Consider the following 22,989-nt stretch of genomic DNA (forward strand, 5'->3'; position numbering starts at 1 on the left):
GTGCATGAACTGATGGAGGCGAGGGATGAGAAGTCCCTGCTGCGCTACAAGAAGAAGCTGGCCAAATACAGATTGCTGATCGTTGACGAACTGGGCTTTGTGCCGCTCTCAAAGACCGGCGCCGAACTGTTGTTCGAGGTCTTCTCCGAGCGATATGAAAGTGGCTCCACCATCATCACCAGCAACCTTCCGTTCGACGAGTGGACAGAAACCTTCGGCTCGGAACGCCTCACCGGCGCGCTCCTCGACCGGCTGACCCACCATGTTCACATCCTCGAGATGAACGGCGAAAGCTACCGCCTCGCGCAGAGCCGCTCAAAACCCCACCCAAAATGATCGCCAAAATATGATAGCCGGGGGCATGCCCCCGGCTATCATATCAACCATATCCATACTGGCTCACTTTTACGCCGCCCTATGGCCTAATTTTGCTCCGCCCTTGACACCTGGATGGGAGTTTCGTCTGCAAAGGGTCAGCAGCTGACTTCATGATGATAATGTTAGAAAGTCCTGTTAGTTCCTGAAGCGGACACTATTGAATTGGCTGGAGGTAGGGCTGTGAATATAGCCGTTCCAACTTATGAGTCGGACAGTTATTAATTTTCAAACTTTATTCAAAATAATTGAATTAATTTTCAAACTTTATTGTTTCTGCACACCTTTGAAATACAGTCATTTTATATTTTGGCATGCCCGTTGCTGATATGAGAGGCAACAGGCCAAAAGGCCGAACGACACGACGACAGCAAAAAACACAGGTTTCAGACAGATCCAAAAACGGACAGCGGAAACCAGAAAAACGATAGCGAGGAGAAAAACAATGACCTTCTTGAACGAAGTGACAAAGCCCGAGCCAAGAGACAGCAAACCAGAAGGCGCGAAGGTATTTACCGGCTTTAGCCGCCGGCGCCAGCGCCGCTACAAATAAGCATAGAATAAAGGAGGGTAGAACCCTCCAGACACTCAGCGAGGAAGTTTGAGCGGCCCGTTTTCCAAGCCACGGGGCCGCTCTTTTTTTGGAATGCCTTCAACTGGTCTTGAGGGGATCCTCGCCCAGTTCTACCGGCCGCTTGGAGAGGTTGGCGCCTGACCCTTCGGCAAATTTCTTGAGCACGAGATCGGGCCCCGCCAGAATCATCAGGCCCAGTTGTTGCGACCCCTGCCATTTCACCACGCCTGCAAATTCGCCCAAGTCCTCGATCATCAGGATCAGTTCCGTGCCCATGGGGAATTCTTCCTCACACGTCACCAGTGTGCCAGCGTGCGATACGTCGCGTATTTCGCACGGGTAGCTGAATTCCGCTTCGTCGATCAATGTGCCGTGCCACAGGACCGGAAGCCTGTCATCGCTGCGCTTGTCGTCGGTGTCTGTCATTATTTTTCCTCTGGCTCAAGGAGGGCCGGTTTTCTTGGGGCGGCCTTTTTTGACTAACTTAATCAGAAGGTTACCTGATTTTTTTGCCAAGCGAAAGCCAGTTAGGCTGGCGTTCCCGTTGCGGGGCGGCTAAAAGACTCTGACCAAAGGTCGTCTGTATGGACAGTCATGGTCGCCAAGAAGGCGGTGCAGCCAAGCGAATGGAGTAAAAGCGTGAAAGCTTTGATGAACGGGATACGGTCTATTCTTTTCAATCTGACCTTTTATCCATTCACCCTGATTTATTGCGGCTTGATTCTGGCGCCGATCAGTCTGTTTGTATCCGAAGCCAAAACCCGTAAGGGCGTTGATATATTTTGCCGGAGCTGCCTTTGGATTGCGCGCGTGTTCGGCGGTATCAAGTATGAATATCGCGGCGTCGAGAAACTGCCGAAGGAGGGCGCCCTGATCCTTGCGGCCGCCCACCAGAGCAATATGGACCCGATTATGACCTTCCCGCTCAGGAATGATGTGACGGCCCTGGCGAAACGCCAGCTGTTCAGCGTTCCCTTCATCGGGATGCTGCTCAAGAAAATGCGCATCGTTCGCATCGACCGCGAGTCCCGCACCGCCCACAAGGGGATGGACGAGGTTGCAAAGCATGTGGTGGACCTGGGCCGCCCGCTGATCGTTTATCCGCAGGCTACTCGCGTGCCGCCGGGGCAGACGCGTCGGCTCAAGTCGGGCGCTTTCCACTTGCAGGAAGCAACCGGACTGCCGGTCTACACCGTTTCCACCAACACAGGCCTTTTCTGGACTAAGGGTTTCTGGCACCGGGCGGGCACGGCTGTGTTCGAGATAGACGGTCCTTTTGCGCCGGGGCGCACCAAGGAAGAGTTCATGGCGCTCCTGCAAGATAAGGTGGTGGACCGGTCCCACGAGTTGATGGCAGAAGCCGGTTACGAGCATTTCATTCCAAAAAAGGCGGGTTAACCCCACCTTTTCCCGGCCTATACAAAAGCTTTCCTCTCGGTTTTGTGAAGAAATTCTAGCGCGCTTTGGCCTTGTAGATGGCTGTGGCGCTCCTAAACTGTTATAAAGATAAAAACGCGAGGGCATCCAATGACGGTGACGCCAAAGAATCAGTCAGCTTCGGCAAGCAGTTTTGACGATATTGCGGCCAGGCTGAAAAATCATCATGAGAAATATGGCGACCTGTCTGGCATGTCGCTTGGCAAGATCGGCAATCTCCTGAAAAAGACGGCGGCGGTGATGTTCCCGCATTATGCGGTCGCAGAAGAGGATGATCTGTCGCTTGAAGAGCGGCTACGCGTTCTTGAAGATTCTTTCTACGATCTGGTTGATCCGCTATGCCGGGGCAAGGATGTTGGTTGCGCACGACTTCTGGTGCATGGCTTCCTTTCCGATCTGCCGGACATCGCGGACCTGTGTTATCTGGACGCCCAAGCGCTTGTGGCCGGTGACCCGGCGGCCCAGTCTATTGAGGAAGTGATCCTGTGCTATCCGGGGTTTTATGCCGTGGTGGCCTATAGACTGGCCCATGCGCTTCATAAAAGAAGTGTGCCGCTGCTGCCGCGGATGATCACCGAATACGCCCACCAAAAGACGGGTGCGGATATCCACCCAGGCGCACAGATCGGCCATTCGCTGGCGATTGACCACGCAACTGGCGTGGTTATCGGTGAGACGGCGGTCCTTGGCAACAATGTGAAAATTTACCAGGGCGTGACACTGGGCGGCCTGAGGGTGGACCCTGACCAGCGGTCGAAAAAACGCCATCCCACCATTGGCGACAATGTGGTGATTTATGCGGGTGCCACCATTCTTGGTGGTGAAACCATTGTTGGGCACAATTCCGTGATTGGCGGCAATGTCTGGATCACCCGGTCTGTGCCGGCCTGGTCCCGCGTGATGTTCCGGCCCGCAGACACTGATGAGATTGTACCGATGCGCAGCAAGAAGGCTGTGGAACGGTAAACCGGCACAACAGCAGAAATTCAACCGACCCAAAGAGGGGGAAACACGATGAAAGCTGCATCCATTCTTGATGCAATTGGCGGCACGCCGCATGTGCGCGTTTCGCGCCTTTTCCCGGACCATGAAGTCTGGATCAAGCAGGAACGATCCAACCCCGGCGGTTCGATTAAAGACCGGATCGCCCTTTCGATGGTGGAGGAAGCCGAAAAAGATGGGTCGCTGAAGCCCGGCGGCGTGATTATTGAGCCAACGTCCGGTAATACAGGCATCGGTCTTGCCATGGTGGCGGCGGTGAAAGGCTACCGCCTTATTCTGGTGATGCCAGAGAGCATGTCTATCGAGCGCCGCCGCCTGATGTTGGCCTATGGCGCCGAATTTGTGCTGACGCCGAAGGAGCTGGGCATGAAAGGGGCGCTTGCCAAAGCCAGCGAGCTTGTCGAGGAAACTGACGGCGCCTGGATGCCGCAGCAGTTCCAGAACCCCGCTAATGTGAAAGTGCACCGTGAGACAACAGGCCCTGAAATCCTGGCGGATTTCCCTGAAGGGCTGGATTATATGATCACCGGCGTTGGTACGGGCGGCCACATCACAGGCTGCGCCGAGGCGCTTAAGGCCAAGTGGGCGGATATCAAGGTCCTGGCGGTGGAGCCGACCCTGTCGCCTGTGATGTCGGGCGGTGAGCCTGGTCCGCACCCTATTCAGGGCATTGGCGCCGGCTTCATCCCCGACGTGATGAACATGGACCTGATCGACGGTGTGGTGAAGGTTGACCCGGCTGACGCCAAAGACATGGCGCGCCAGTCGGCAGCCAAGGAAGCCATGCTTGTGGGAATTTCCTCCGGTGCGACGCTCGCAGCGATTGCCCAGACCATCAAGGAAAAGAACTTGCCCAAGGGCACGCGGATCCTTGGTTTCTGCTATGACACCGGCGAGCGGTATCTGTCCGTGCCGGATTTCTTGCCAGAGGAGTAGGCCGGAAGAGTAGGTCGTGAGATTACGATATCCTGCGATAAAATAAGAAAGGGCTGCCATCTGGCAGCCCTTTTCTTCGTCTGGCGCGATTGCGCTAAGGCGCGGTTATTCCTCGTCTTCGTCGATCCCCGAACTGACCTTGCCACTTTCAAGGCGTACAATCAGGGCGACATGGTCACCGCGGATCGCAAGCTCCTTGTAGGACCCGCGCGGCAAAGGCACGCCCTGGTCGATACAGTGGTTGAGCACGGCGGCACCAACCTCACGGCTGTTGAAAAGGATGTTGTCAGACCCGTCAGACAGGATCATCTGAACGGATACTTCGCCTTCTTCATCCAACTCAGAGATGATGTTCTTGAGTGGTGGATTGGTAGACTGGCCCCGCCCTTCAAGAACAGGACGAAGTGCGAGGACGAGTTCTTCATCGGAGAAGATGATACTGCGAGACTCAAGAATCATAAAACTTACTTGCCTGTGTTTGGTTTCGCTGCCCTAATTTAGGCAGAATTGAACCCACTTGAAAAGTTTTTTTAAAATCAAGCCTTAGCCGTGCCGTTGTTGCCCTGCGAACGGTCGCGCCATGCGCGGATGATGGCGTTGGCCACCGTCGCCAGCGGAATAGCAAAGAAAACACCCCAGAAGCCCCAGATGCCGCCAAAAACCAGGATGCCGATGATGATGGCATTGGGATGCAGTTTGACGGCTTCAGAGAACAGAAGCGGCACCAGAAGGTTGCCGTCGAGCGCCTGAAGGACAAGGTAAGCAATGACTGCTGTCGCCATCTCGCCGCCCAGGCCCCATTGGAAATAGGCCACAAGCGCCACCGGGAAGGTAACCATGGCCGCACCGAAATACGGGATGATCACGCTGAGGCCAGTGGCCACCGCAAGGAGCGTGGCATAAGGCAGGCCAAGAACGCTGTAGGTGACGAAAGCGGCACTGCCGACGATCAATATTTCATAGACCTTGCCACGGGCATAGTCCCCGGCGCGTTCCAGCACTTCGCCCCAGACTTGCTCGAGCACAGGCTTGTCGCTGGGCAGGAAGCTGGCGAACCAGCCAAGGATCTGTGCCTTGTCCTTGAGGAAGAAAAAGACCATCACCGGCACCAGTACCACATAGACGACCACGGCTACAGCCCCGGTCAGACCGGACAGGGAATATTGCAGAAGCTTCGGTCCAAAGTTGGCGATCTCGTTGCCAAGGCCGGTCAACCAACTGTTGACCTGTGCCTCAGAGATCAGGTCCGGGAAGCGCTGCTGCAGCGACAGAAGCGCGTTACGCATGCTGCCGACCATGGCCGGGCTGTCATTGATGAACTGGCTGACCTGCTGAATAAGCAGCGGTACCACGGTGAGCATGGCGATAACTGAGAGAAGGATAAAGCCCAGGTAGACGGCGGAGAATGCCATCCAACGCCGTGCACCGCGCCGGATCAACCACTCTGTGGGCCCGTCCAGAAGGAAGGCGATCACAACAGCCGCAATGGCTGGGGCAAGCATATGGCCGAAGAGTGAGATGGCAAGCACGGCCGCCAGCGCGAACAGCACCAGAAGTACCATTTGCGGGTCCGAAAAAGTCCGGCGATACCATTCGCTTAGCATATTCATTCGTGCGTGCTCCCGGGGTGGGCCCTATGAGTATTATTGGTGTTCGGCCATCAGTTTCAAGCCAAACTGTGGCAATTTCATGCGTGCTGGCCCGATGACGTACCGCCGTCGACGATCACGTTGGCGCCGTTCATATAACCGGCTTCATCGCTGGCGAGATAGAGCACCGTTTTGGCGACATCATGCGGGTCTGCCGGCCCGCCCTTCGGAAGGCCGCCCGCGAATTTGCTCATGTCTCCCCCGATGTCTGCCAGCGCCCGCTCGAACATGGGTGTCAGCATCGGCCCTGGTGAGACGGCATTGATGCGGATGCCGTGGTCGGCATAGTCCAGCGCCGCGCTTTTTGTCAGGCCCACAACGGCATGTTTGCTGGTGCCGTAGGCTGCCATCCACTCAGCGCCGGATCGGGACAGGATGGAAGCTGTGTTGACGATGGCGCCAGCGCCTTGCCTCAGCATGACCGGAATTTCGTGGCGCATGGCAAGCCAGATGCCCATCACGTTGGTGCGGAAAACGTCTTCTACCATTGCCATGTCCTGGTCAGCGAAGCGCGCGGCCGTGTGGCTGATGCCCGCGTTATTAACCGCGATATCCAGAATCTCATGCCCGTCGGTCGCCTTCTCAATGAAGGACTTGACCGAGGCCTCCTCACGTACGTCGGCGTGGTGATAGTGTGCGCTGCCTTCAAGGCCTTGGGCCTGAGCCGCGACACGCTCGCCCTCTGCGTCGATCAAGCCACAGAAATGCACATGTGCGCCTTCAGCTGCGAAAGCCTTAACAATGGCCTCGCCGAAGCCCGACGTGCCGCCGGTGACTATCACTCGTTTCGCCTTGAAGCGCATGAAATGGTCCTGCTTGTTTGCGTGCGCCATGGCTACCGCCAAACGACTTGCGGTGCAAGGAAAACTAGGGGGGCGAGATTAGCTAGTGGCTGTGCCCGTGACTATGCTTGTGCCCCCGCATGGTGGGGAGAAGCTGGGAGAAAAAAACACGGGCGCCGGTGTGCACAAGCACTGCGCAGATGATGGCCAGCCACAAGGTGAACATGATCTGCCCACCTGAGGGGGTCGGGATTTCATAGGGCAACAGTTCGGCAACGACAGTCATGGCGAACCAGGCCACCAGTGTCCAGGGCGCTATCCGGCGCAGTGTCTGGTACGCCGCTTTAACGGTGCCTCCGTAGATTTTGGTATAGGTCGCAGCCCCCAACAAAATCAGGATCATCAGTGGTGCGGCCAACCGGCCGATCGATGCCATCAAGTCCACAACATGATGGGCTTCATGGGCCAACATCATTGTCACGTCGCTCGGCGCATGGTGCAGGTAATGGGCGCTGACCAGCGCAAAAAGAAACCCTATGCCGGCCCCTGTGCCAATCCGGTGGGCCCACAGGTTTTTGGCGTTTGGCGCGGTGTTATGATCGTCAAGTGGATGCAGAACCACATGAAGGAGCGACCCTGCAGCAAACGCCTGCCAATAGCCGACAAGCGGGATGTGATACCAATCGCCCGCGTAAACCACCATGACATAACCGATGATGGTCATGACCCCAAGTGCGGCCAATACAGCAACACCGGCCCAGGTGGTCAGGACTGGCCTGAGAAGCCACCAGACGGCGACCGCTACACCGATGCGGTGCAACAGGATCCCGGTGGCGACAAAGGAACCGTGTTCGCTCTGGCCTGCGAAAGCCAGGATGGCGCCATCGGATGCCGCATGCACCACAAGCGCCAGGGCCGCGACCAGCATAACGACGCGGTGGGTCATTTCTTCAGCGCGGTGGAACAGGAATTCAGCGATCCAGGGCAGGCAGAAGCCGAAGACGGCGATCAGGATTGCCCAGACACCGCTGTGTGCGAGTGCTTCAGGAAGCAGGGTGAGGGTGACAAGGCCCAGGACTGTCACCAGCACGAATCCGTCCAGCCCGCCCTTCAGGGCAGGTAGGCGTGCAACAAGCCGAGCCAACAGCGGCGCAGCCAGCAGCAGCAAGACAGACAGGATCAATGCCAGTTCCAAAACTCAAACCTCATACGTACCGGTTATGTACAGTTATAATATCACAATATGGAAAGCCAGCCAAAAAACGTCAATAAGCGGAGGTAATTTTGCATGAAAAATCCCGCAGATGGTTCTTGCCACCTGCGGGAGCCACCTTGTGAACCAAGAACTGGCGTTATTTGCGTTCAGGTGCCGATGACGAACTGTTTAAAATTTTCGCCAGCGCATCTGCCATGAAATAGGGCTCTACATCCTTTGAATGGGTGGCGATGAAGATGGCCATACCCGTTTCGGGAAAGCGCCAGAATTCTGCCCGGCTGAAATGGCTGCCGCCATTGTGCCAAACCAGTTTTTTACCCTTATAGTCCGGTACGATCGACCAGCCATAACCGTAATAGTAACCTTCTTCCCCTTCTGACACATGAGGGGCGAACAAAAGTTCTTTCGATTCTGCGCTTAGTATCTTGGTGCCCAGAAGCGCCCGATGCCACCTCAGCATGTCAGGCGCGGTGCTGAGCACGCCCCCATTACCAAATAGGTGCCATGTCTTGCCGCCTGTTCGGTCCAGGACGTCCTTGGCTGAGGACAGGCCGTCGTGCGGCACGGCGATCTGAGGGACGGTGCGTTCGCTCCAGTCAGGGCGGTAGTAGCCGGTGGTATACATACCGGCAGGCTTCCACAGGTTGTCAAAAAGATAGTCCTCGTATGCCTGGCCGCTCGTGACTTCGATAATCGCAGCCAGAAGCGAATAGCCCATATTGGAATATTCGTAGCGTGTGCCGGGTTTGGCCACCAGAGGAGCTGCAAAGGCGCGCGCCAGATAGTCATCCCTTTCTATCGCTTCCTGATCCTGGCCGACCACATCGGCAAGCCCTGCGGTGTGGGTCAGAAGCTGGTGCAGGGTGATGGCTTTTTTGTTTTCCGGTACGTCCTTGAAAAAATCATCCAGTCTGTCAGAGAGCTGGACCTTGCCTTGCTCCCGAAGTTTGAGGATTGCGGCGCCGGTGAACTGTTTGGTGATGGACGCTATGTCTACCAGCGTGACTTCACCATAAGGCGCTTCACCGGCGACGGCGTCTCCCACCGCAAAGCTAAAAATAGTGCTGCTTCCGTCGGAAATGCCGACAACGCCGACAAAGCCATCGCGTGTGGCTTGCCTCAACACTTCGTCCATTGCGGCCCTGTCGATCCACCTTGGCGCATCATGGGTTTCTGAAGCCTGAACTGCAGGAGAGGAAATCCACACCAAAAGGCACACATATAAAAATATCTGTTTCATAATTGTCTCGCTGTTGCTTTGTTTGACGACACAGGCAAAGGTGCCGTAACTGATTTTCCATTGCCGAATGGCGCTGATAAATGTCCTGACGGAAAGGTTGAGAAATGTTGCGAGAGGAAGAAAATCCTGCAATTTCAAATGCTTTGCCGCAGCGATTTCGGCTCGGGGATGTCCTGGTGGATGGTTCTCATAACTGTCTTGTCCATTCAGATGGGCGCGAAATTCGCCTTGAGCCGCGTTTGATCAGACTTCTGACAATGCTTGCCCAAGCTGGCGGCGAACCGGTGGCGCGGACAGAGTTGCTGGCTGAGGTGTCATCATTGCCCTATGCCGGCGATGAAGCGTTGACCCAGGCGATATCGAGGCTTCGACAGGCCCTGGGCGACACCCCAAAAGCACCGACCTTTATCAAGACAATCCCGCGCAAAGGCTACGCGCTTGTGATGCCAGTGAGCCTTGAGGGGATCGAGACAAAACACAGGTCAGATACCGGGTCGCAAATCACGGGTTTGACTTGGCCAAATTCCAGCCAGCTCCTGCCGCTCCTTATGGCGGTGGCTATTCTGCTGCTGTCGGGCCTTGTGGTGTGGTTCGTTTTGTTTCCCAGGGAAATCGTGCGGGAGACTGAGCTGATCCTGAATAGCGATCAGGAATTTATCGAAAAGAAAGATCAGGAGTTCACAGAAAAGGAAGATAAGGTTGGGGTGCCCTAGAGCCAGGTGCCCGCGAGGGTGACCGGGTCTGTGCCCAACCCCAGCTTGAATCGGGCGATGCCCGCGCCTTCCTCCGTGTTCAGGCCGCCCATGTCGAGGAAGCGGATGCCGCGCTCCTTCAAGGCCATGATGCCGTCCCACAGAACCTTGTTTTGCGCATTAAGTGCGCGGCCGTCATCGCCTGACCAGCCCACATGATAGGTTGCGCTGTTGCCGTGGAGCATGAATATCGCACCCGCCACTTTCTTGCGGCCAGCAAGGGCTGTCACACTCATGACGCCGATGCTGTTGTCTGTGGGGCTGAAGCGCTCAGCGATGCCAGCATAGATCGGTACCAGCCCGATGGGTACAGCCTGATAGCCGCGCCGGGTTTGCTGTTCCGCCTCGCGTTCAGTGAGCCAACTATACTGGTGCTGCTTCCTGCCGCCGATCACAGTTTCCAGCTTGCCGGATGATTCTGCCTTTTTCAGCTGATTGCGCCATTTGCCGGCCAGGTTCGCGCGCAGGGTGTCTGCGTCTGGCTCAAGATTCATCCAGATGGTGCTATAGCCTGTCATCACACGGCGATAGCCCGCCGTTTTTAAGACTTTTTGGTTTTCAGCTGTATCGGCCAGTTCCGGCTGCAACAGCATGAAGTTCCAGCGCCAGGGGCTGTAGTGCCGCCGAAGCGCCTTGAGGCCGGCGGCTTGTGTGTCGGCACTGATACCCGGCAGCCAAAGCGGGCCCCGCATCAGGCTGTTCATACGGATAAGGCGGTAAAAGCTACGCTTGCCCACCAGCGCAATAGCGATGGGGGAGCCTTCATGCGACAGGGTCAGCTGGCTTATATCGGCGCCGATGGCCTTGAGGGTTTCGCCGTATGCCCAGTGTTGCTGCAAGGGCAGCGGCTGGTCGCCGGTGAAGGTCGGCCAGAGGTTGGGGGCGATTTCGCCAAAGTCCAAATGGATGTCAGCGGCGCTAGGCAAGGGCGGGATCCCCTGTTATGGTCCGGCTATGATCGGAAAAAGACCAGTACCGGAAGATGTGATGGGGTGGCGCATTGCCCCACCCCGAATAACTTTGGGGGCCGCCATCGCAGTGCTCAAATATCTCGCCTTGCCGCTCTTTGGGGCTCTGGCGCTGCTGGACGTGATCTTTTATCTCTATTTCCAGCATGTTCTCGGGCGTTGCTATGGCGTCCTGTGTCTTTTGTCCTAGCTGTCTACAGAGACCAGTTCAACGATAAAGATCAGCGTGGAATAGGGCGGGATGCTGCGTGAACCGCGCTCGCCATATGCCAGGTCGTATGGAATGTAGAATTCATACTTGGCGCCTTCTTTCATCAGTTGCACGCCTTCTGTCCAACCCTTGATCACACCATCAAGCGGGAAGGAAGCTGGTTGGCCGCGGTCGTAGCTGCTGTCAAATTGCGTGCCGTCGATCATGGTGCCTTTATAGTGCACTGTCACCATTGAGGTTGCTTCAGGGCTGGTGCCTTCGCCTTCCTCAATTACGCGGTATTGAAGGCCGCTATCAAGCGTTACGACGCCGTCGTTCTTGGCGTTTTCTTCAAGCCATGCAAGCTGCTCGGCTTTATGGGCTTCCATCTGCTCTTCAGCTTTTTTCTGGGCTTTCTCAAGCGTCATCACGTCCAGAAGCTCAACCTCGAACACGAGCGTTGCATTGCCCGGAATGACGCCGCCGGCACCGCCTTCACCGTAGCCGAGATCAGATGGGATCGTCAGCTCCCACTTGTCGCCCACGCTCATCATCTGAATACCCTCAACCCAGCCGGGGATAACCCGGCCTACAGGGAAGGTGGCGGGTTCGCCGCGCTTGTGGCTGGAATCGAACTCGTTACCGTCAATGAACCTGCCTGCATAATGAACGGTGACATAATCATCCGCAGATGGGCTTTTGCCTTCGCCGCTTTCAATCACACGGTATTGAAGGCCGCTTTCGGTAACCTGAACACCGTCTTTTTGGGCGTTCTCTTCAAGGTATGCCAGGTTCTCTGCGCGGAACGCTTCTCTCTCACTCATTGTCTCTGATACTTTCTGTTCATCTGTTTGTGGTGCTGCAGCCTTTTCAGCTTTTTGCTCTGCGACGGTTTCTGATTGTGTTTCCGCGCTTTCGGCACTATTGCTGCCGGTGTCGGATTTTTTCTCTTCGTCGCTTTCGCCGCTGCAGGCTGCTAAGCTCAGCGCGGCAACGGTGGCCACGACCTTAAAGCTAACTTTCATGGGAACTCCTCGCCAAGATTTCTGCGGGGACACTAGCCTTTGAGCGCGTGTGGGAAAAGGAAAAATCGGGCAGGGGTGCCAGAAACAAGGGGAATTGATATGGCGAAGGCCGATACAGACATCCGTCAGGCGATTTTGGAGGCGACCGAGGACAGCAGATCAGTCGCTCCGCGGGAAATTGCACAAGTTCTGGCTGAAGAAGGTGAAGACTGGCGCAAGTATTTGCCCAGAATTCGTCATGAAGCGGTGAAGCTTCACGCCGATGGCCTCTTGGTGTTTATCCGAAAAAAGAAGGTGGTTTCCCCCGAAGGACTGAAGGGCGTCTATAGATTCTCCAGTCCAATACAAGACTAAAAGCGTAAGACTTCTTGGCAAATATGCAGTTTCGCCATAGAATAAAGACGCAAGAGAGGAGTGCTCTATGGGGGGTCAGATACCTTTGCTTGACATGCCTGTCCTTGACAGGCTCGCGGCAGAAGTAGGTAAGGAATCAGCAGCGTTCCTGCTGGATTCACTTAAGCAGGAAATTCGAAATTCCGGGTGTGAGTTGATGCAGCATGCGTCAGTGGGCGACCTGGAACAGCTTGAAATCCAGGCGCATGCGCTCAAGAGCGCGGCTCGCAGTTTCGGGGCGATGCGGCTCGGGGAGGCCTGTCAGGCAATCGAATATGCGGCCAAGGCGGACGGCAGTCCTGAGATCGAGGGGCTTTTGAGCCAGTTCCAGATTATATCGGAAGAAACGCTTGAGGCCTTCAATCAGGCAAACTGAAAGGCGGGAAGTGCCTGAGATGGGCGCTAGAAAGCTGTCAGTTGACCGATTTCCGCCCTCAGCTCCTGCAGACCCCAGCCTTTTTCGCTTGAGGTCGCCATGATGATCGGGTGGCAGGCGATGAATTTCTTCGCGTCTTCCTGCGTCTTTTTCACGATCTTCTCGCGGTCGGCTACCTTCAGCTTATCAAGCTTTGTCAGCACGATTTGATAGTTGACCGCGGCTTCATCCAGCATGTGCATGATCTCGCGGTCGTTTTCCTTCAGGCCATGGCGGCTGTCGATCAGAAGGAGCACGCGCCTTAGGTTTGGGCGGCCACGTAGATAGTCTTTCACCAGCCGCGTCCAGGCATTCACCTTCTTGCGTTCGATCTTGGCATAGCCGTAACCCGGCAAGTCCACAAGATAGGCGGGCGTGTCCATCTCCATGCCCATCTCGAAGTAATTCAGCTCCTGGGTGCGGCCCGGCGTGTTCGATGTACGCGCCAGCGTCTTGCGGCCCGTCAGCGCATTCACAAGGCTTGATTTGCCCACGTTGGAGCGTCCCGCGAATGCCACTTCGGGGCGGTCCGCGCCCGGCAGGGTCTTCAAGGATACCGCGCCCATGACAAAATCCACGCGACCGGCAAACAACAGCCGGCCACGCTCCAGGTCAGATTGGGTGTATTGCTCTTCGCTCACCTTAGCTGCTCGTCTTGCCTTGTGCCTCACGGCGGGCATGTTCGCGCTTCATGATGAAGGACTGCTGCGCAATGGACAGAAGGTTGTTCCATGTCCAGTAGAGCACCAGGCCGGAGCTGAAGCCCGCCATGATGAAGGTGAAAATGATCGGCAGGAAGCTCATGACCTTCTGCTGGGTCGGGTCCATGCTGGTCTGTGGATTCAGCTTCTGCTGCAGCCACATGGTGATGCCCATCAGAATCGGCAGCACGCCGATGGCAATCATGGCAGGTGGCGTCCAGTCAATCAGGCCGAACAGGTTCACCGGCGTGAGTGTGTCGCGGGCTGATAGGTCAGTGATCCAGCCAAAGAAGGGCTGGTGGCGCATTTCGATAGTAACGTAAAGCGTCTTATAAAGCGCAAAGAAGATGAAGATCTGAGGGATCATCGGCAGACAGCCGGCCATCGGGTTGATCTTTTCCTTCTGATAGAGCGCCATCATTTCCTGCTGCAGCTTCTGCTTGTCGTCCTTGTAGCGTTCCTGCAGCTTTTTGATCTTCGGCTGAGCGTCCTTCATGTGGCTCATGGAGCGGTAGGACTTGTTCGCCAGCGGGAACAGGATCAGTTTCAGGATCACAGTCATGGCCAGGATGGCGATGCCATAGTTTCCGGTCGCCTGGAACAGCCAGTGCAGGCCAGCAAAGATCGGCTTGGTGAAGAACCATAGCCAGCCCCAGTCGATGGTACGATCAAACAGGGCAATGTCATACTTTTCGGCATAAGCGTCGATGGTGCTGACGATTTTGGCGCCAGCATAGAAGCGGCTTTGGCTCTCAAGCGAGCCACCAGCATCGATTTGTTGCCAGTTTTCAACATAGTCCACGCGGTAAGCGCCGCCGCTATGTTTCATGCGTGCAACCGAAAGGCTGGCCTTCTGATCGGGGATCAGGGTCGCCATCCAGTATTTGCCGGTGATACCCATCCAGCCGCCGGTGATATCCGTGGCTTCAAAATTTCCATCGTCCTTGATGTCGCTGTAGGTGCGTTCTTCCAGTTTGTTGTCAAAGACGCCGAGCGGTCCTTCATGCAGGATGTAGAGGCCGTCAGTCTTTGGCTCACCACGACGGGTGATCATGCCGTATGGGGCAACTTGCAAGACTTCATCGGTGGAGTTGATCACAGTCTGGGTAACCGTGAACATGAACTTATCGTCCACTTCCACTTTCATCAGATAGCGGACGCCGTCGCCATTGTCCCACGCCAGCGTTACCGGCTGATCAGGCGTCAGCGTGTCACTGTCAGCGGTCCATGCACTGCGTGGGCCGGGTACGAAATCGCTTTCCTGACGGCTTGCGGCCCAGCCGAAGCGGGCGTAATAGGCATCAGGCTGGCCGGCGTTCCTGAGCAGGCGAATCTCATCCGCGCCTTCTTCCATGCTGACCTTGTGGTTCACCAGCAGAAGGTCGTCGAACCGGGCGCCACGGAGTGACAGGCTGCCGCTCAGCTCGGGCGTAACGATTTTGACGTGGCCGATGTCGCTATTGTCTGGTTCGGGCAAGGCCGTGTCGGATGCTTCCGCAGAGTCCATATCGACAGGAGCAGCCTCCTTGGGCGCAATGCCATCTTCCACTTGCGTTGCGGCTTGCTGTGCCGCTTCGCGCTGCAGGGCTTCCTGCTGCGGCGAGATGAAGAGCGCATTATAGCCGAAGAAGACAGCAATCGAGATTGCTGCAAACAGCACGATATTCTTAGTTTCACCCATGAGACGTCATACCCTGATCATCTGACCGGTCTGTGCCGGCCTCCAAATTCTTGTCGCATCCGCAGCCTGAGCCGTGATCATGCACACCACCCTTAGGCGTTTCGCCCGGGCGCATGCTTTGTGGCACAGGATCGTATCCGAATCCACCCCAAGGGTGGCAGCGGGCGATGCGCTTTATTGCCAGCCATCCGCCCTTAAGTCCACCATGAAGACGCAAAGCTTCCACAGCATAGCTGCTGCAGGTGGGCTGATATCGGCATCGGGGGCCGAGCATTGGCGAGATGACAAGTTGATAGAAGCGAACCAAGCCATAAAGAAGGAACGCAAGTGGGCTCATGCGTTGCCCTGTCTTCTGTTCCTTGTCTGCCATCAGGTTTTTCCCCGGCCTGCCTTGGTTTTCTGCGGTTTACCGTGTGGTTTACCTGGGCTTAGATCGGCACCCGCATGCAGTTTTGCAAGGGCCCATTTCATATCGGCCTGCATTTTCATGAAGTCGTAATCAACGGAACATGGGCGGCCGACGAGCACGTAAGTCCACCCGGCTTGCCCGAATTGCGGTAAAATAGCGCGGCAGGCTTCTTTCAGCCTTCTGCGAGCCCGAGAGCGGATCACGGCCTTGCCGACCTTCTTGGATACGGTAAAACCGGCGCGTGGGGGCGAATCACCTTCACCTGGTTTGGCCTGCAGAATAAAGCTTGGGGTCACCCACTTGCGGCGGGTGTTTGCCACGGCCAGATAGTCTGGCCGTTTGGTGATGCGCGCAAGTTTTAAAGCCTGTTCGGTCATGATGCCGATGCCCGTGAGCTAGAGCCCAAAAACAACAAAAGCCGACCGGATATCTCTCGGTCAGCTCTCATCGTGTGTGATAGAGGTGCCCCAAGGGGGCGCCCAGACCTTTACGCCGACAGGCGCTTCCGGCCTTTAGCACGGCGTGCGCGAAGCACAGCACGGCCACCTACAGTTGCTTTGCGAGCACGGAAACCGTGACGGCGTTTACGCACCAGCACACTCGGTTGAAAGGTCCGTTTCACTTGACTTACTCCAGTTAATCGCCTTGCTCTGCGGTTTCCCACGGCCCGGCGTCCAATTTCGAGCGCGCTGTATAACCGCCAGAATTGCCTAAGTCAACAACCCATCTCGCGCTTTTCCATTTCCGGCTAGCCTTCTACCATATTTTCGCCGGTTTTGCCCATAAATTAAGGACTTCCGCCGTTTCCAGGCTTTTATTTCCGAGCGCCGGGTCTGGTGGTGCGGCGAATCGGCGCTGGACTGGATGGAAAAAGTGCTATTATACGCCAATTAGTTTACTTGCATTTCCTCGCCGGATGAGATTCATAACAGGTTATGCCCGAGCATTATAAACCGCTGACATCCAGCCTCAGGTCGCGCCTATTGATCCTCACCTTCCTTTTTGTGATGGTGATATCGGCCCTTATTTATCCAACATCAATCGCGTCCTTCCGGCAGGATTATCTTGAGACACGGCTCGAAAACGCCCAGATTGCGGCGCTGGCCCTTGAGGCCGCCCCCGGCAATATGGTGAGCCCCGAGCTTGAACAGCGTCTCCTGAGCCAGTCCGGCGTGATCGCCCTTATAATGCGGCGCGAGGACAAGAGCTTGCTCCTCGGCTATGACGTCATGCCCGAAGAGGTGCAGGCTACGTTTGACCTCAGAAACCCGTCACTGGGGACGCTCATTACCGATGCCTTCGGCACGCTAGAGATGGGCGGCAACCGTGTTATCAGGGTTGTGGGTGACCCCATGGTGCCCGGAACGCGAATGCTTGAAATCACGATGGACGAATCGGGGCTTTATGCGGCGCTCAAGAATTATTCCAATAATGTGCTGGTCTTGTCGCTGATTACGTCGCTCTTTACCGGCATCCTTGTCTATCTGGCGCTGCATTGGCTTCTGGTGCGGCCCATGCGCCGCCTGAAGGACCGCATTGTTGCTTTCCGGCGCAAGCCAGAAGCCGTCCCTGCGAAGATAAAGCAAAACAGGCGGCCTGATGAAATCGGCCTTGTAGAGCGTGAGCTTGCGCGCATGCAGGAAGAGCTCAGGCTAAACCTGAAGCAGAAATCCAATCTGGCGTCGCTTGGTGAAGCGGTGGCCAAGATCAATCATGATCTCAGGAACATTTTGGCGACGGCGCAGCTCGCGTCCGATTCGCTCCAGCGGGTGGACCACCCGGGCGTGCAGAAGATTTCCCGCAGGCTTGTGAACAGCGTCAGCCGGGCTGTGGCCCTTTGCGAAAGCACGATCCGCCACGGCAAAGCAGATGATCCGGTGCCGGAGAAGGCTTGGACGCCGCTGGGCGAACTGGTGGACGATGTAGTCTTGTCTCTTGGTCTTGATGAAGACAGCAAGTTCGATTTCGTCTGCGACATAGATGAAGAAATGATGGTTTACGCGGATGCGGAGCAGTTGCACCGCGTTCTTCTCAATCTGTGCCGCAATGCGCATGACGTGCAGGGTGAGACGGGCACCATTTTGGTGGGTGCAAAGAAAGACAAGGACGGCACGGTCCATATCAAGGTGACGGACAAGGGGCCGGGCATTCCTGAGGCTATTCGACCAACGCTCTTCAAGGCGTTCCAGTCCAGCCGCGCGGGAGGCACAGGCCTTGGCCTGGCGACAGCCCGGGACATTGTCTTGTCCCACGGCGGGCAAATCGGGCTGGCGGAAACCGGGCCTGACGGCACGACATTCATGATCTGCCTGCCGGGTGAGGAAAACTGATACGCTCCCGTATCGTATGCCGGAGCAGCTGGGGAGAGACACCATGCGCATCATCGCCAAACCAGGGCTGCGCGATTCGATCACAGATATTGGCGGACTCAAGGTCGGTCAGGTGGCTTGTGAAAAAGCGGTGACCGGCGTGACGGCCGTTATCCCCGATGCGCCTGTTGCCATGGGGGTAGATGTACGTGGTGGTGGTCCGGGTACACGCGATACAGATGCGCTCGACCCCACCTGTCTGGTGGACCGCGTACACGGGGTGGTGCTTTCGGGTGGCTCTGTATTTGGCCTTGCAGCAGCGGACGGCGTGATCGCCGCTTTGTCAGAAAAAGGCATTGGCCTGCCTCTGGGGCCGCGCACAGTGCCGGTTGTGCCGTCGGCGATCCTTTTTGACCTGATGAATGGTGGCGACAAGGATTGGGGCATGGATGCGCCCTACCGGGCCTTGGGCGAGCAGGTGGTCCTGGCGCTTTCGGAAGATGTGGATCAGGGCCGGGCCGGCGCGGGCTTTGGCGCGCGGGCTGGGGCAAAGGCTGGCGGCATCGGCACTGCAAGCTTTGAAACAGAAGACGGTCTGAAGGTGGGCGCCATAGTCGCTGTAAACAGTTTCGGTTCCGTAATGAATGAGTCAGGCGTCACCCTTGGCGATGTTAGTCTGCCGAAACTCGGGTTCGTTGGCGCCAATACCACCATTGCTGTGATCGCAACGAATCTTGCGCTCGACAAGGCGGGATGCAAGCGGCTAGCGATGATGGCGCAAGACGGTTTGGCGCGATCAATCCGGCCGATTCATACACCGTTTGATGGCGATACGGTATTCGCGCTATCTACAGCGTCGAAACCGCTGGATGGGGATCTGGCGCCGACAATGGCGGTTCTGGGCACACTGGCGGCAGACTGTCTGGCCCGCGCTGTGGAGAAAGCGGTGGCTTAAGGCTTGGCTTCAAAAAGTTTCTGCCGCTCACCAACGACGAATCGCTCCATGATCTCGGTTTCTGCACTGGCCTCGGCTACAATGCGTGGCATGTCAAGCGCTAGCAAGGTATCAAGGCGGCTGGCGGTCCGGCTAAGGCGTGTAAGCGCCAGCTGGGCCGAGAACCAGGCATCCTGCTGAGCGTCGCCTTCTTCTGCCTCGGCGATTTTGGCCTTGGCCTTACGGTATGCCAGTGTTTCGTCCCTGAGCGCTTCCTTGATTTTCAGCAAAAGATCAGACGCATCCTTTTCTGTGCCTGGTATGGGGTCGGATGCAGGCGCGGGTGCTACGCCCCCGCTTAGTGCTGGACGAACAGGTGGTTGAGGCTTGCTGTTGGGAATTGCCGGTGGGATTTCCGACCGGACAATTTCGCGCTCCCTTTCCGATGGGTCCGGCACCGGGTCGGAAAGATTCGGCCAGTCACCTTTTCCGCCCGAACAGGCCGAAAGCAGCAGAATGGCACTAAAAATCGGGACAAATTTCGCGCTAATTTTCACCATAAAAGCCTTATATTATGGGGATTTGAGGGTTTTAACCTATCTCTGAAATGTGGCGGAAACAAGAAAAAGCGATTTCCCTCTTGCAATATAAATGCAATCTGATTAGGTTCCGCCGCACACCACGAGGGCAAGCCCTTGTGGTCTACAATTTGATGGCATGCACCGGTAGCTCAGCTGGATAGAGCACCAGACTACGAATCTGGGGGCCGGGGGTTCGAATCCTCCCCGGTGCGCCACTCAAAAACAACCGCCGCCTAGGCGGTTTTTTTATGGCGTACCAATTTCTATCCCATCTGGGCACCACTCAAAAACAACCGCCGCCTAGGCGGTTTTTTTATGGCGTAGCAGTCAGCCTTTTGATGTTCCTTAAGAAAATCTACCTGACCAAAGGCATTTTTGCGGGCGCGCTGATCAATAGGGGGTGTCTTGTTAACCATTTTTAGCTAAGGTCAAATTCTATCGATTGTGGGGAGGTGGTGCAGGCATCACTGAGATGATAGGCACAAGGATTTTATGGTTAAAGATTTCGTATCTTTGATTTCAGACCTCGTTGGCATTGCAAACGATGCCGCTCTGTTGGTGGACGAAAACGGGGAAATCGTGTTTGCAAATGCGGGCGCAACACATTTGACGGGATATGAGATACAGGAACTGATTGGTGCAAGCTATGAGATGCTCGTGCCGAAAGAAAGCCTGCCCAGCCACAAGGGCCTGTTCAAAAACCATATGGAAAGCGGTCCTTCCAAACATCTGATGGGCGCTCGCCGCGGCATCGACCTGATCACCAAAGACGGCGAACGGCGCCAAGTTGGTATTTCGCTGGCTAAGCAGACCTCGCTGGGGCAAAAGTTTGTAGGGGTTGTGCTGACTGATTACACCGAGATGGAAATTGCGCTTTCCAAACTCCGGGCCAATGACCTTCTGTTGACTCAAACCATCACGCAGCTCAAACGCGCACAACGGCGCTTCACATTTGCTCAGGCACTGTCTGGTGTGGGCAGTTGGGACTGGGACATAGCGTCAGGCGAATTATTCTGGTCTGATGAGGTTTATACCATTTTTGGTCTAAAGCCGGGCGACATCCAGCCGACCTATGAGGCTTTTTTGGAATTCATTCACCCGGAAGACCGCGCGCAGGTGGAAACTGCTGTGCAAAACACCCTTGATGACCCAACCGAGCGTTATGACATCATCCACCGCATTTTTTTGCCCAGTGGTGAGGTGCGCATCGTCCGCGAAATGGGGCTGGTAGAAGTGGATGAAGGCAGCAAGCCAGTATTGATGGTCGGGTCGGTTCAGGACATTACCGAAGCTCAGCAGCTTAAGCAGAAAACCGAGAATGCGCTGATGCGCGAAATCGAGGCAAGCCGCACGAAAACAGAATTTCTGGCAAACCTGAGCCATGAGCTGCGGACACCGCTGAATGCCGTTATCGGTTTTTCAACTTTGTTGAAGGACACTCAATTGGACAATCTGGATGCCCAATCTGTCGCAGAATATGCAACTTATATCCATGAAGCAGGAACGCACCTGCACCATCTTGTGGATGATATTTTGGAAGTGTCGCGCATTGATCTTGGTATTGTCGAACTGAAGGAAGCAGACGTGGACCTGGGCAAGGTTGTCCAGACAGTTCAGGCTATCCTGAATTCACGCGCCCTCGAAAAAGGCATCGCAATCATTTACGATTTCGATCTGGACCTTCCCTTCCGACTTGACGGTGATGAACTGCGTATCAAACAGATGCTGTTGAACCTCATGGGCAACAGCGCCAAGTTTTGCCCGCATGGCAGTGTGATCACTGTTCGCGTTCGGTTGCGTGAAGATAACGGTATTCAGATCGAGGTGGCCGACAACGGCCCTGGTATGGAGCAGGAGCAGGTGGAAACTATCCTGGGGCGTTTCAATCGGGCGGAGTCTGCTCTTACAAGAACTTTTGAAGGGGGGCTGGGGCTAGGGCTGACCCTCACGAAGGCTTACCTCAGTCTCCATGATGCCACGATGGCCATTGAAACGGCTCCGGGCAAAGGTATGAAAGTGCAGCTTAATTTCCCGCCGGAGAGAACCATCAACCTCTAGCCCGCCCCGGTAACAAGCTGGAGAGGCCCGCCTGACTAACGGGCTTCGCGCCACATCAGCCACATGGGTGGACAGCCCGGTGCTGGTACAATTTCTTCCGTTACACGAAAACCGTGACGCTCATAAAAGGGGGTGTTGCGAGGTTTGGAATTCTCAAGGAATGCCGGCATGTGCGCGGCATCGACCTGCGCCAGCGCCTGTTTCATCAACCGGCTGCCCACCCCCTGTCCCTGGAGTTCTGGGTCTACCGCGATAGCGAACAAGTAAAAGTGCGGCTTCTTCGGGTGCTTGTCGGTGAGGACCCGATCAAGCGCCATACCCCGCTTCAGGGCAGTTGGGCCGCTGTATTTCAGAATTACTGTCGCCAGGGCCAGATTGCCCAGGAAGCCATAGCTCTTGTTGTCCTTGGGCGGCAGCCAGAGCGTTCCGGCCAGCCCATCGTTTGTGATGTGCCCGAATCCGCGTTTCAGATAACAATGTTTTGCCATGGCGGTGAAGGCGGGGCGCATCGCCGCTGCGCCGTTGAAGGCCCAAAGGTTTACGGGGTCGTCCGCGAAGGATTTGGCCACAACGGACCCGATCAGGTCATGTTCATTGCGGCCGAGGGGGCGACAAAGGTTGGACAAAGTGCCTTCTCCAAAAAATGAAACAGTTTCACTTTAATTGGAGCAAAAGAGGATCAAGGCAAGTCAATGCTCTGGCGCCTACTGGAACCGATCCTTGATGTCATCAGACCTGATATCTTCCATCATACGGCGTGTATTACGGTCCCGCACCACCATGATCGCCCACACAGCCAGGATAAGCCACATGATGAACCCGGCGCCAAAGATGGCCAGGATCCAGGCCAAAATCCAGATAACGGCACTCAGGATGGCCTGAAAGGGCTTGCCTGCCAGCAACAGGGCAAGCGGCGGAATAATCAAGGCGATCAGATACAGCATGAAGTCTCCCCTAGAACTGTTGGGCACAAGGTATGCCCGGCGGGCTTCCTGTGGCAAGCTGCAAAATTCAGACGCCACAAAAAAGCCGGCCATTTGGGGCCGGCTCAATCACGGTTCTCTTTGGGTGGATAACCTATAGCTTCGGCAGGTCTTCCTCAAGAACGCAGACATTCATCGAATAGGACACCTCGCCTTCATCGTCGTCTTTGTATATCACGCCGATGAATTCATCACCCAACATCATCTCTACCGAATCCCCAGCCTTGGGGCGGCGCACCAGCTTGATCATATTGTTATTGAATTTTCCCTGCAGGTAGGCCTGCAGCCGTGCGATCTCGTTCGGTGTCACCCTATTGCTCCTCGGTCCAGATTAGTCGTTGCCTTGGTTTATCGAAGGCTCCCCCTACATTGCAAGGAA

At 55.9% G+C, this 22,989-nt stretch carries 28 protein-coding genes and 1 tRNA gene; 12 read left to right on the forward strand and 17 right to left on the reverse strand.

The window, feature by feature from the left end:
- Positions 1-336 (forward strand): ATP-binding protein (locus KORM41_RS00015; RefSeq protein WP_197420904.1); only part of this gene is annotated, 336 nt, incomplete at its 5' end.
- Positions 337-1,027: 691 nt separating this feature from the next.
- Here KORM41_RS00015 and KORM41_RS00020 read toward each other — a convergent pair.
- Positions 1,028-1,375 carry a PilZ domain-containing protein gene (locus tag KORM41_RS00020; protein WP_068143105.1) on the reverse strand — a complete coding sequence of 116 codons (348 nt, stop codon included), beginning with the start codon at positions 1,373-1,375 and terminating at the stop codon, positions 1,028-1,030.
- Positions 1,376-1,588: 213 nt separating this feature from the next.
- On the opposite strand from KORM41_RS00020, the gene KORM41_RS00025 reads away from it, so the two are divergent.
- The 3 genes from KORM41_RS00025 (at position 1,589) to cysK (ending at position 4,324) form a co-directional block, all read left to right on the forward strand.
- The gene (locus KORM41_RS00025; RefSeq protein WP_197420905.1) at positions 1,589-2,347 is read left to right on the forward strand and encodes a lysophospholipid acyltransferase family protein; all 759 of its coding nucleotides are present in this window, start codon (positions 1,589-1,591) and stop codon (positions 2,345-2,347) included.
- A gap of 135 nt (positions 2,348-2,482) precedes the next feature.
- On the forward strand, positions 2,483-3,352 hold the full coding sequence (gene epsC / locus KORM41_RS00030) for a serine O-acetyltransferase EpsC (protein ID WP_231727038.1): 870 nt from the start codon (positions 2,483-2,485) through the stop codon (positions 3,350-3,352).
- A gap of 48 nt (positions 3,353-3,400) precedes the next feature.
- Positions 3,401-4,324: a cysteine synthase A gene (gene cysK / locus KORM41_RS00035; RefSeq protein ID WP_068143110.1), complete on the forward strand. Its 924-nt coding sequence runs from the start codon at positions 3,401-3,403 to the stop codon at positions 4,322-4,324.
- Positions 4,325-4,429: 105 nt separating this feature from the next.
- On the opposite strand, the gene KORM41_RS00040 is transcribed toward cysK, so the two are convergent.
- The 5 genes from KORM41_RS00040 to KORM41_RS00060 all read right to left on the reverse strand — a co-directional run bounded on the left by KORM41_RS00040 (position 4,430) and on the right by KORM41_RS00060 (position 9,211).
- On the reverse strand, positions 4,430-4,783 hold the full coding sequence (locus KORM41_RS00040) for a hypothetical protein (protein ID WP_068143113.1): 354 nt from the start codon (positions 4,781-4,783) through the stop codon (positions 4,430-4,432).
- Positions 4,784-4,860: 77 nt separating this feature from the next.
- Positions 4,861-5,934 (reverse strand): AI-2E family transporter, encoded by a 1,074-nt coding sequence (locus KORM41_RS00045; RefSeq protein WP_068143117.1) that lies wholly within the window; start codon positions 5,932-5,934, stop codon positions 4,861-4,863.
- Positions 5,935-6,011: 77 nt separating this feature from the next.
- A complete protein-coding gene (locus KORM41_RS00050; protein ID WP_068143120.1) occupies positions 6,012-6,806 on the reverse strand; it encodes an SDR family NAD(P)-dependent oxidoreductase in 795 nt (264 codons plus the stop codon).
- A gap of 52 nt (positions 6,807-6,858) precedes the next feature.
- The gene (locus tag KORM41_RS00055) at positions 6,859-7,950 is read right to left on the reverse strand and encodes a ZIP family metal transporter (RefSeq protein WP_156431831.1); all 1,092 of its coding nucleotides are present in this window, start codon (positions 7,948-7,950) and stop codon (positions 6,859-6,861) included.
- A gap of 157 nt (positions 7,951-8,107) precedes the next feature.
- Positions 8,108-9,211: a serine hydrolase domain-containing protein gene (locus tag KORM41_RS00060; protein WP_068143123.1), complete on the reverse strand. Its 1,104-nt coding sequence runs from the start codon at positions 9,209-9,211 to the stop codon at positions 8,108-8,110.
- 176 nt (positions 9,212-9,387) lie between these two features.
- Between KORM41_RS00060 and KORM41_RS00065 the strand changes: the two genes are divergently transcribed.
- The gene (locus tag KORM41_RS00065; protein ID WP_197420906.1) at positions 9,388-9,924 is read left to right on the forward strand and encodes a winged helix-turn-helix domain-containing protein; all 537 of its coding nucleotides are present in this window, start codon (positions 9,388-9,390) and stop codon (positions 9,922-9,924) included.
- On the opposite strand, the gene KORM41_RS00070 is transcribed toward KORM41_RS00065, so the two are convergent.
- Positions 9,921-10,889 (reverse strand): GNAT family N-acetyltransferase, encoded by a 969-nt coding sequence (locus KORM41_RS00070; protein ID WP_068143127.1) that lies wholly within the window; start codon positions 10,887-10,889, stop codon positions 9,921-9,923. The two genes, KORM41_RS00065 and KORM41_RS00070, sit on opposite strands and share 4 nt — an antisense overlap.
- 28 nt (positions 10,890-10,917) lie before the next feature.
- Between KORM41_RS00070 and KORM41_RS00075 the strand changes: the two genes are divergently transcribed.
- Positions 10,918-11,121, forward strand: a complete 204-nt coding sequence (locus KORM41_RS00075; RefSeq protein WP_156431832.1) for a hypothetical protein — start codon at positions 10,918-10,920, stop codon at positions 11,119-11,121.
- Here the strand turns inward: KORM41_RS00075 and KORM41_RS22430 are convergent.
- Positions 11,118-12,146, reverse strand: coding sequence for an FKBP-type peptidyl-prolyl cis-trans isomerase (locus tag KORM41_RS22430; RefSeq protein WP_068143132.1), 1,029 nt, complete (start codon positions 12,144-12,146; stop codon positions 11,118-11,120). The two genes, KORM41_RS00075 and KORM41_RS22430, sit on opposite strands and share 4 nt — an antisense overlap.
- A 99-nt stretch (positions 12,147-12,245) precedes the next feature.
- Here KORM41_RS22430 and KORM41_RS00085 point away from each other — a divergent pair, with 99 nt between their 5' ends.
- Together KORM41_RS00085 and KORM41_RS00090 are read left to right on the forward strand one after the other, a co-directional pair.
- Entirely contained in the window at positions 12,246-12,500 is a 255-nt protein-coding gene (locus KORM41_RS00085; protein ID WP_068143133.1) for a DUF3253 domain-containing protein, read from the forward strand.
- A 67-nt stretch (positions 12,501-12,567) separates the two neighbouring features.
- Positions 12,568-12,915, forward strand: coding sequence for an Hpt domain-containing protein (locus KORM41_RS00090; RefSeq protein WP_068143135.1), 348 nt, complete (start codon positions 12,568-12,570; stop codon positions 12,913-12,915).
- A gap of 26 nt (positions 12,916-12,941) precedes the next feature.
- On the opposite strand, the gene yihA is transcribed toward KORM41_RS00090, so the two are convergent.
- The 5 genes from yihA to rpmH form a co-directional block, all read right to left on the reverse strand.
- Positions 12,942-13,634 (reverse strand): ribosome biogenesis GTP-binding protein YihA/YsxC, encoded by a 693-nt coding sequence (gene yihA / locus KORM41_RS00095; protein ID WP_068143138.1) that lies wholly within the window; start codon positions 13,632-13,634, stop codon positions 12,942-12,944.
- Positions 13,597-15,336, reverse strand: coding sequence for a membrane protein insertase YidC (yidC, locus tag KORM41_RS00100; protein WP_068143139.1), 1,740 nt, complete (start codon positions 15,334-15,336; stop codon positions 13,597-13,599). Before yidC ends, yihA begins: the two co-directional genes overlap by 38 nt.
- The gene (gene yidD, locus KORM41_RS22435; RefSeq protein ID WP_082719688.1) at positions 15,329-15,673 is read right to left on the reverse strand and encodes a membrane protein insertion efficiency factor YidD; all 345 of its coding nucleotides are present in this window, start codon (positions 15,671-15,673) and stop codon (positions 15,329-15,331) included. The genes yidC and yidD overlap by 8 nt, the downstream gene beginning before the upstream one ends.
- A gap of 32 nt (positions 15,674-15,705) precedes the next feature.
- On the reverse strand, positions 15,706-16,122 hold the full coding sequence (gene rnpA, locus KORM41_RS00110) for a ribonuclease P protein component (protein WP_068143143.1): 417 nt from the start codon (positions 16,120-16,122) through the stop codon (positions 15,706-15,708).
- A gap of 110 nt (positions 16,123-16,232) precedes the next feature.
- Positions 16,233-16,367 (reverse strand): 50S ribosomal protein L34, encoded by a 135-nt coding sequence (gene rpmH, locus KORM41_RS21465; protein WP_074519531.1) that lies wholly within the window; start codon positions 16,365-16,367, stop codon positions 16,233-16,235.
- Between the two features lie 313 nt (positions 16,368-16,680).
- Between rpmH and KORM41_RS00115 the strand changes: the two genes are divergently transcribed.
- A complete protein-coding gene (locus tag KORM41_RS00115; protein WP_082719626.1) occupies positions 16,681-18,075 on the forward strand; it encodes a sensor histidine kinase in 1,395 nt (464 codons plus the stop codon).
- 43 nt (positions 18,076-18,118) lie between these two features.
- Positions 18,119-19,009: a P1 family peptidase gene (locus KORM41_RS00120; protein WP_068143145.1), complete on the forward strand. Its 891-nt coding sequence runs from the start codon at positions 18,119-18,121 to the stop codon at positions 19,007-19,009.
- Here KORM41_RS00120 and KORM41_RS00125 read toward each other — a convergent pair.
- Positions 19,006-19,548 carry a hypothetical protein gene (locus KORM41_RS00125; protein ID WP_068143146.1) on the reverse strand — a complete coding sequence of 181 codons (543 nt, stop codon included), beginning with the start codon at positions 19,546-19,548 and terminating at the stop codon, positions 19,006-19,008. The genes KORM41_RS00120 and KORM41_RS00125 overlap by 4 nt on opposite strands.
- A gap of 159 nt (positions 19,549-19,707) precedes the next feature.
- On the opposite strand from KORM41_RS00125, the gene KORM41_RS00130 reads away from it, so the two are divergent.
- Positions 19,708-19,784: transfer RNA gene (locus KORM41_RS00130), tRNA-Arg, on the forward strand.
- 277 nt (positions 19,785-20,061) lie between these two features.
- Positions 20,062-21,627, forward strand: coding sequence for a PAS domain-containing sensor histidine kinase (locus KORM41_RS00135; protein ID WP_068143148.1), 1,566 nt, complete (start codon positions 20,062-20,064; stop codon positions 21,625-21,627).
- 35 nt (positions 21,628-21,662) lie between these two features.
- Here KORM41_RS00135 and KORM41_RS00140 read toward each other — a convergent pair whose 3' ends face one another.
- From KORM41_RS00140 to KORM41_RS00150, 3 genes are all read right to left on the reverse strand, one after another.
- A complete protein-coding gene (locus KORM41_RS00140) occupies positions 21,663-22,253 on the reverse strand; it encodes a GNAT family N-acetyltransferase (RefSeq protein WP_068143150.1) in 591 nt (196 codons plus the stop codon).
- A gap of 78 nt (positions 22,254-22,331) precedes the next feature.
- A complete protein-coding gene (locus KORM41_RS00145; protein ID WP_068143151.1) occupies positions 22,332-22,571 on the reverse strand; it encodes a hypothetical protein in 240 nt (79 codons plus the stop codon).
- Positions 22,572-22,704: 133 nt separating this feature from the next.
- Positions 22,705-22,920: a DUF3126 family protein gene (locus KORM41_RS00150; RefSeq protein ID WP_068143154.1), complete on the reverse strand. Its 216-nt coding sequence runs from the start codon at positions 22,918-22,920 to the stop codon at positions 22,705-22,707.
- Between the last annotated feature and the right edge of the window lie 69 nt (positions 22,921-22,989).

The organism is Kordiimonas lipolytica, assembly GCF_001550065.1.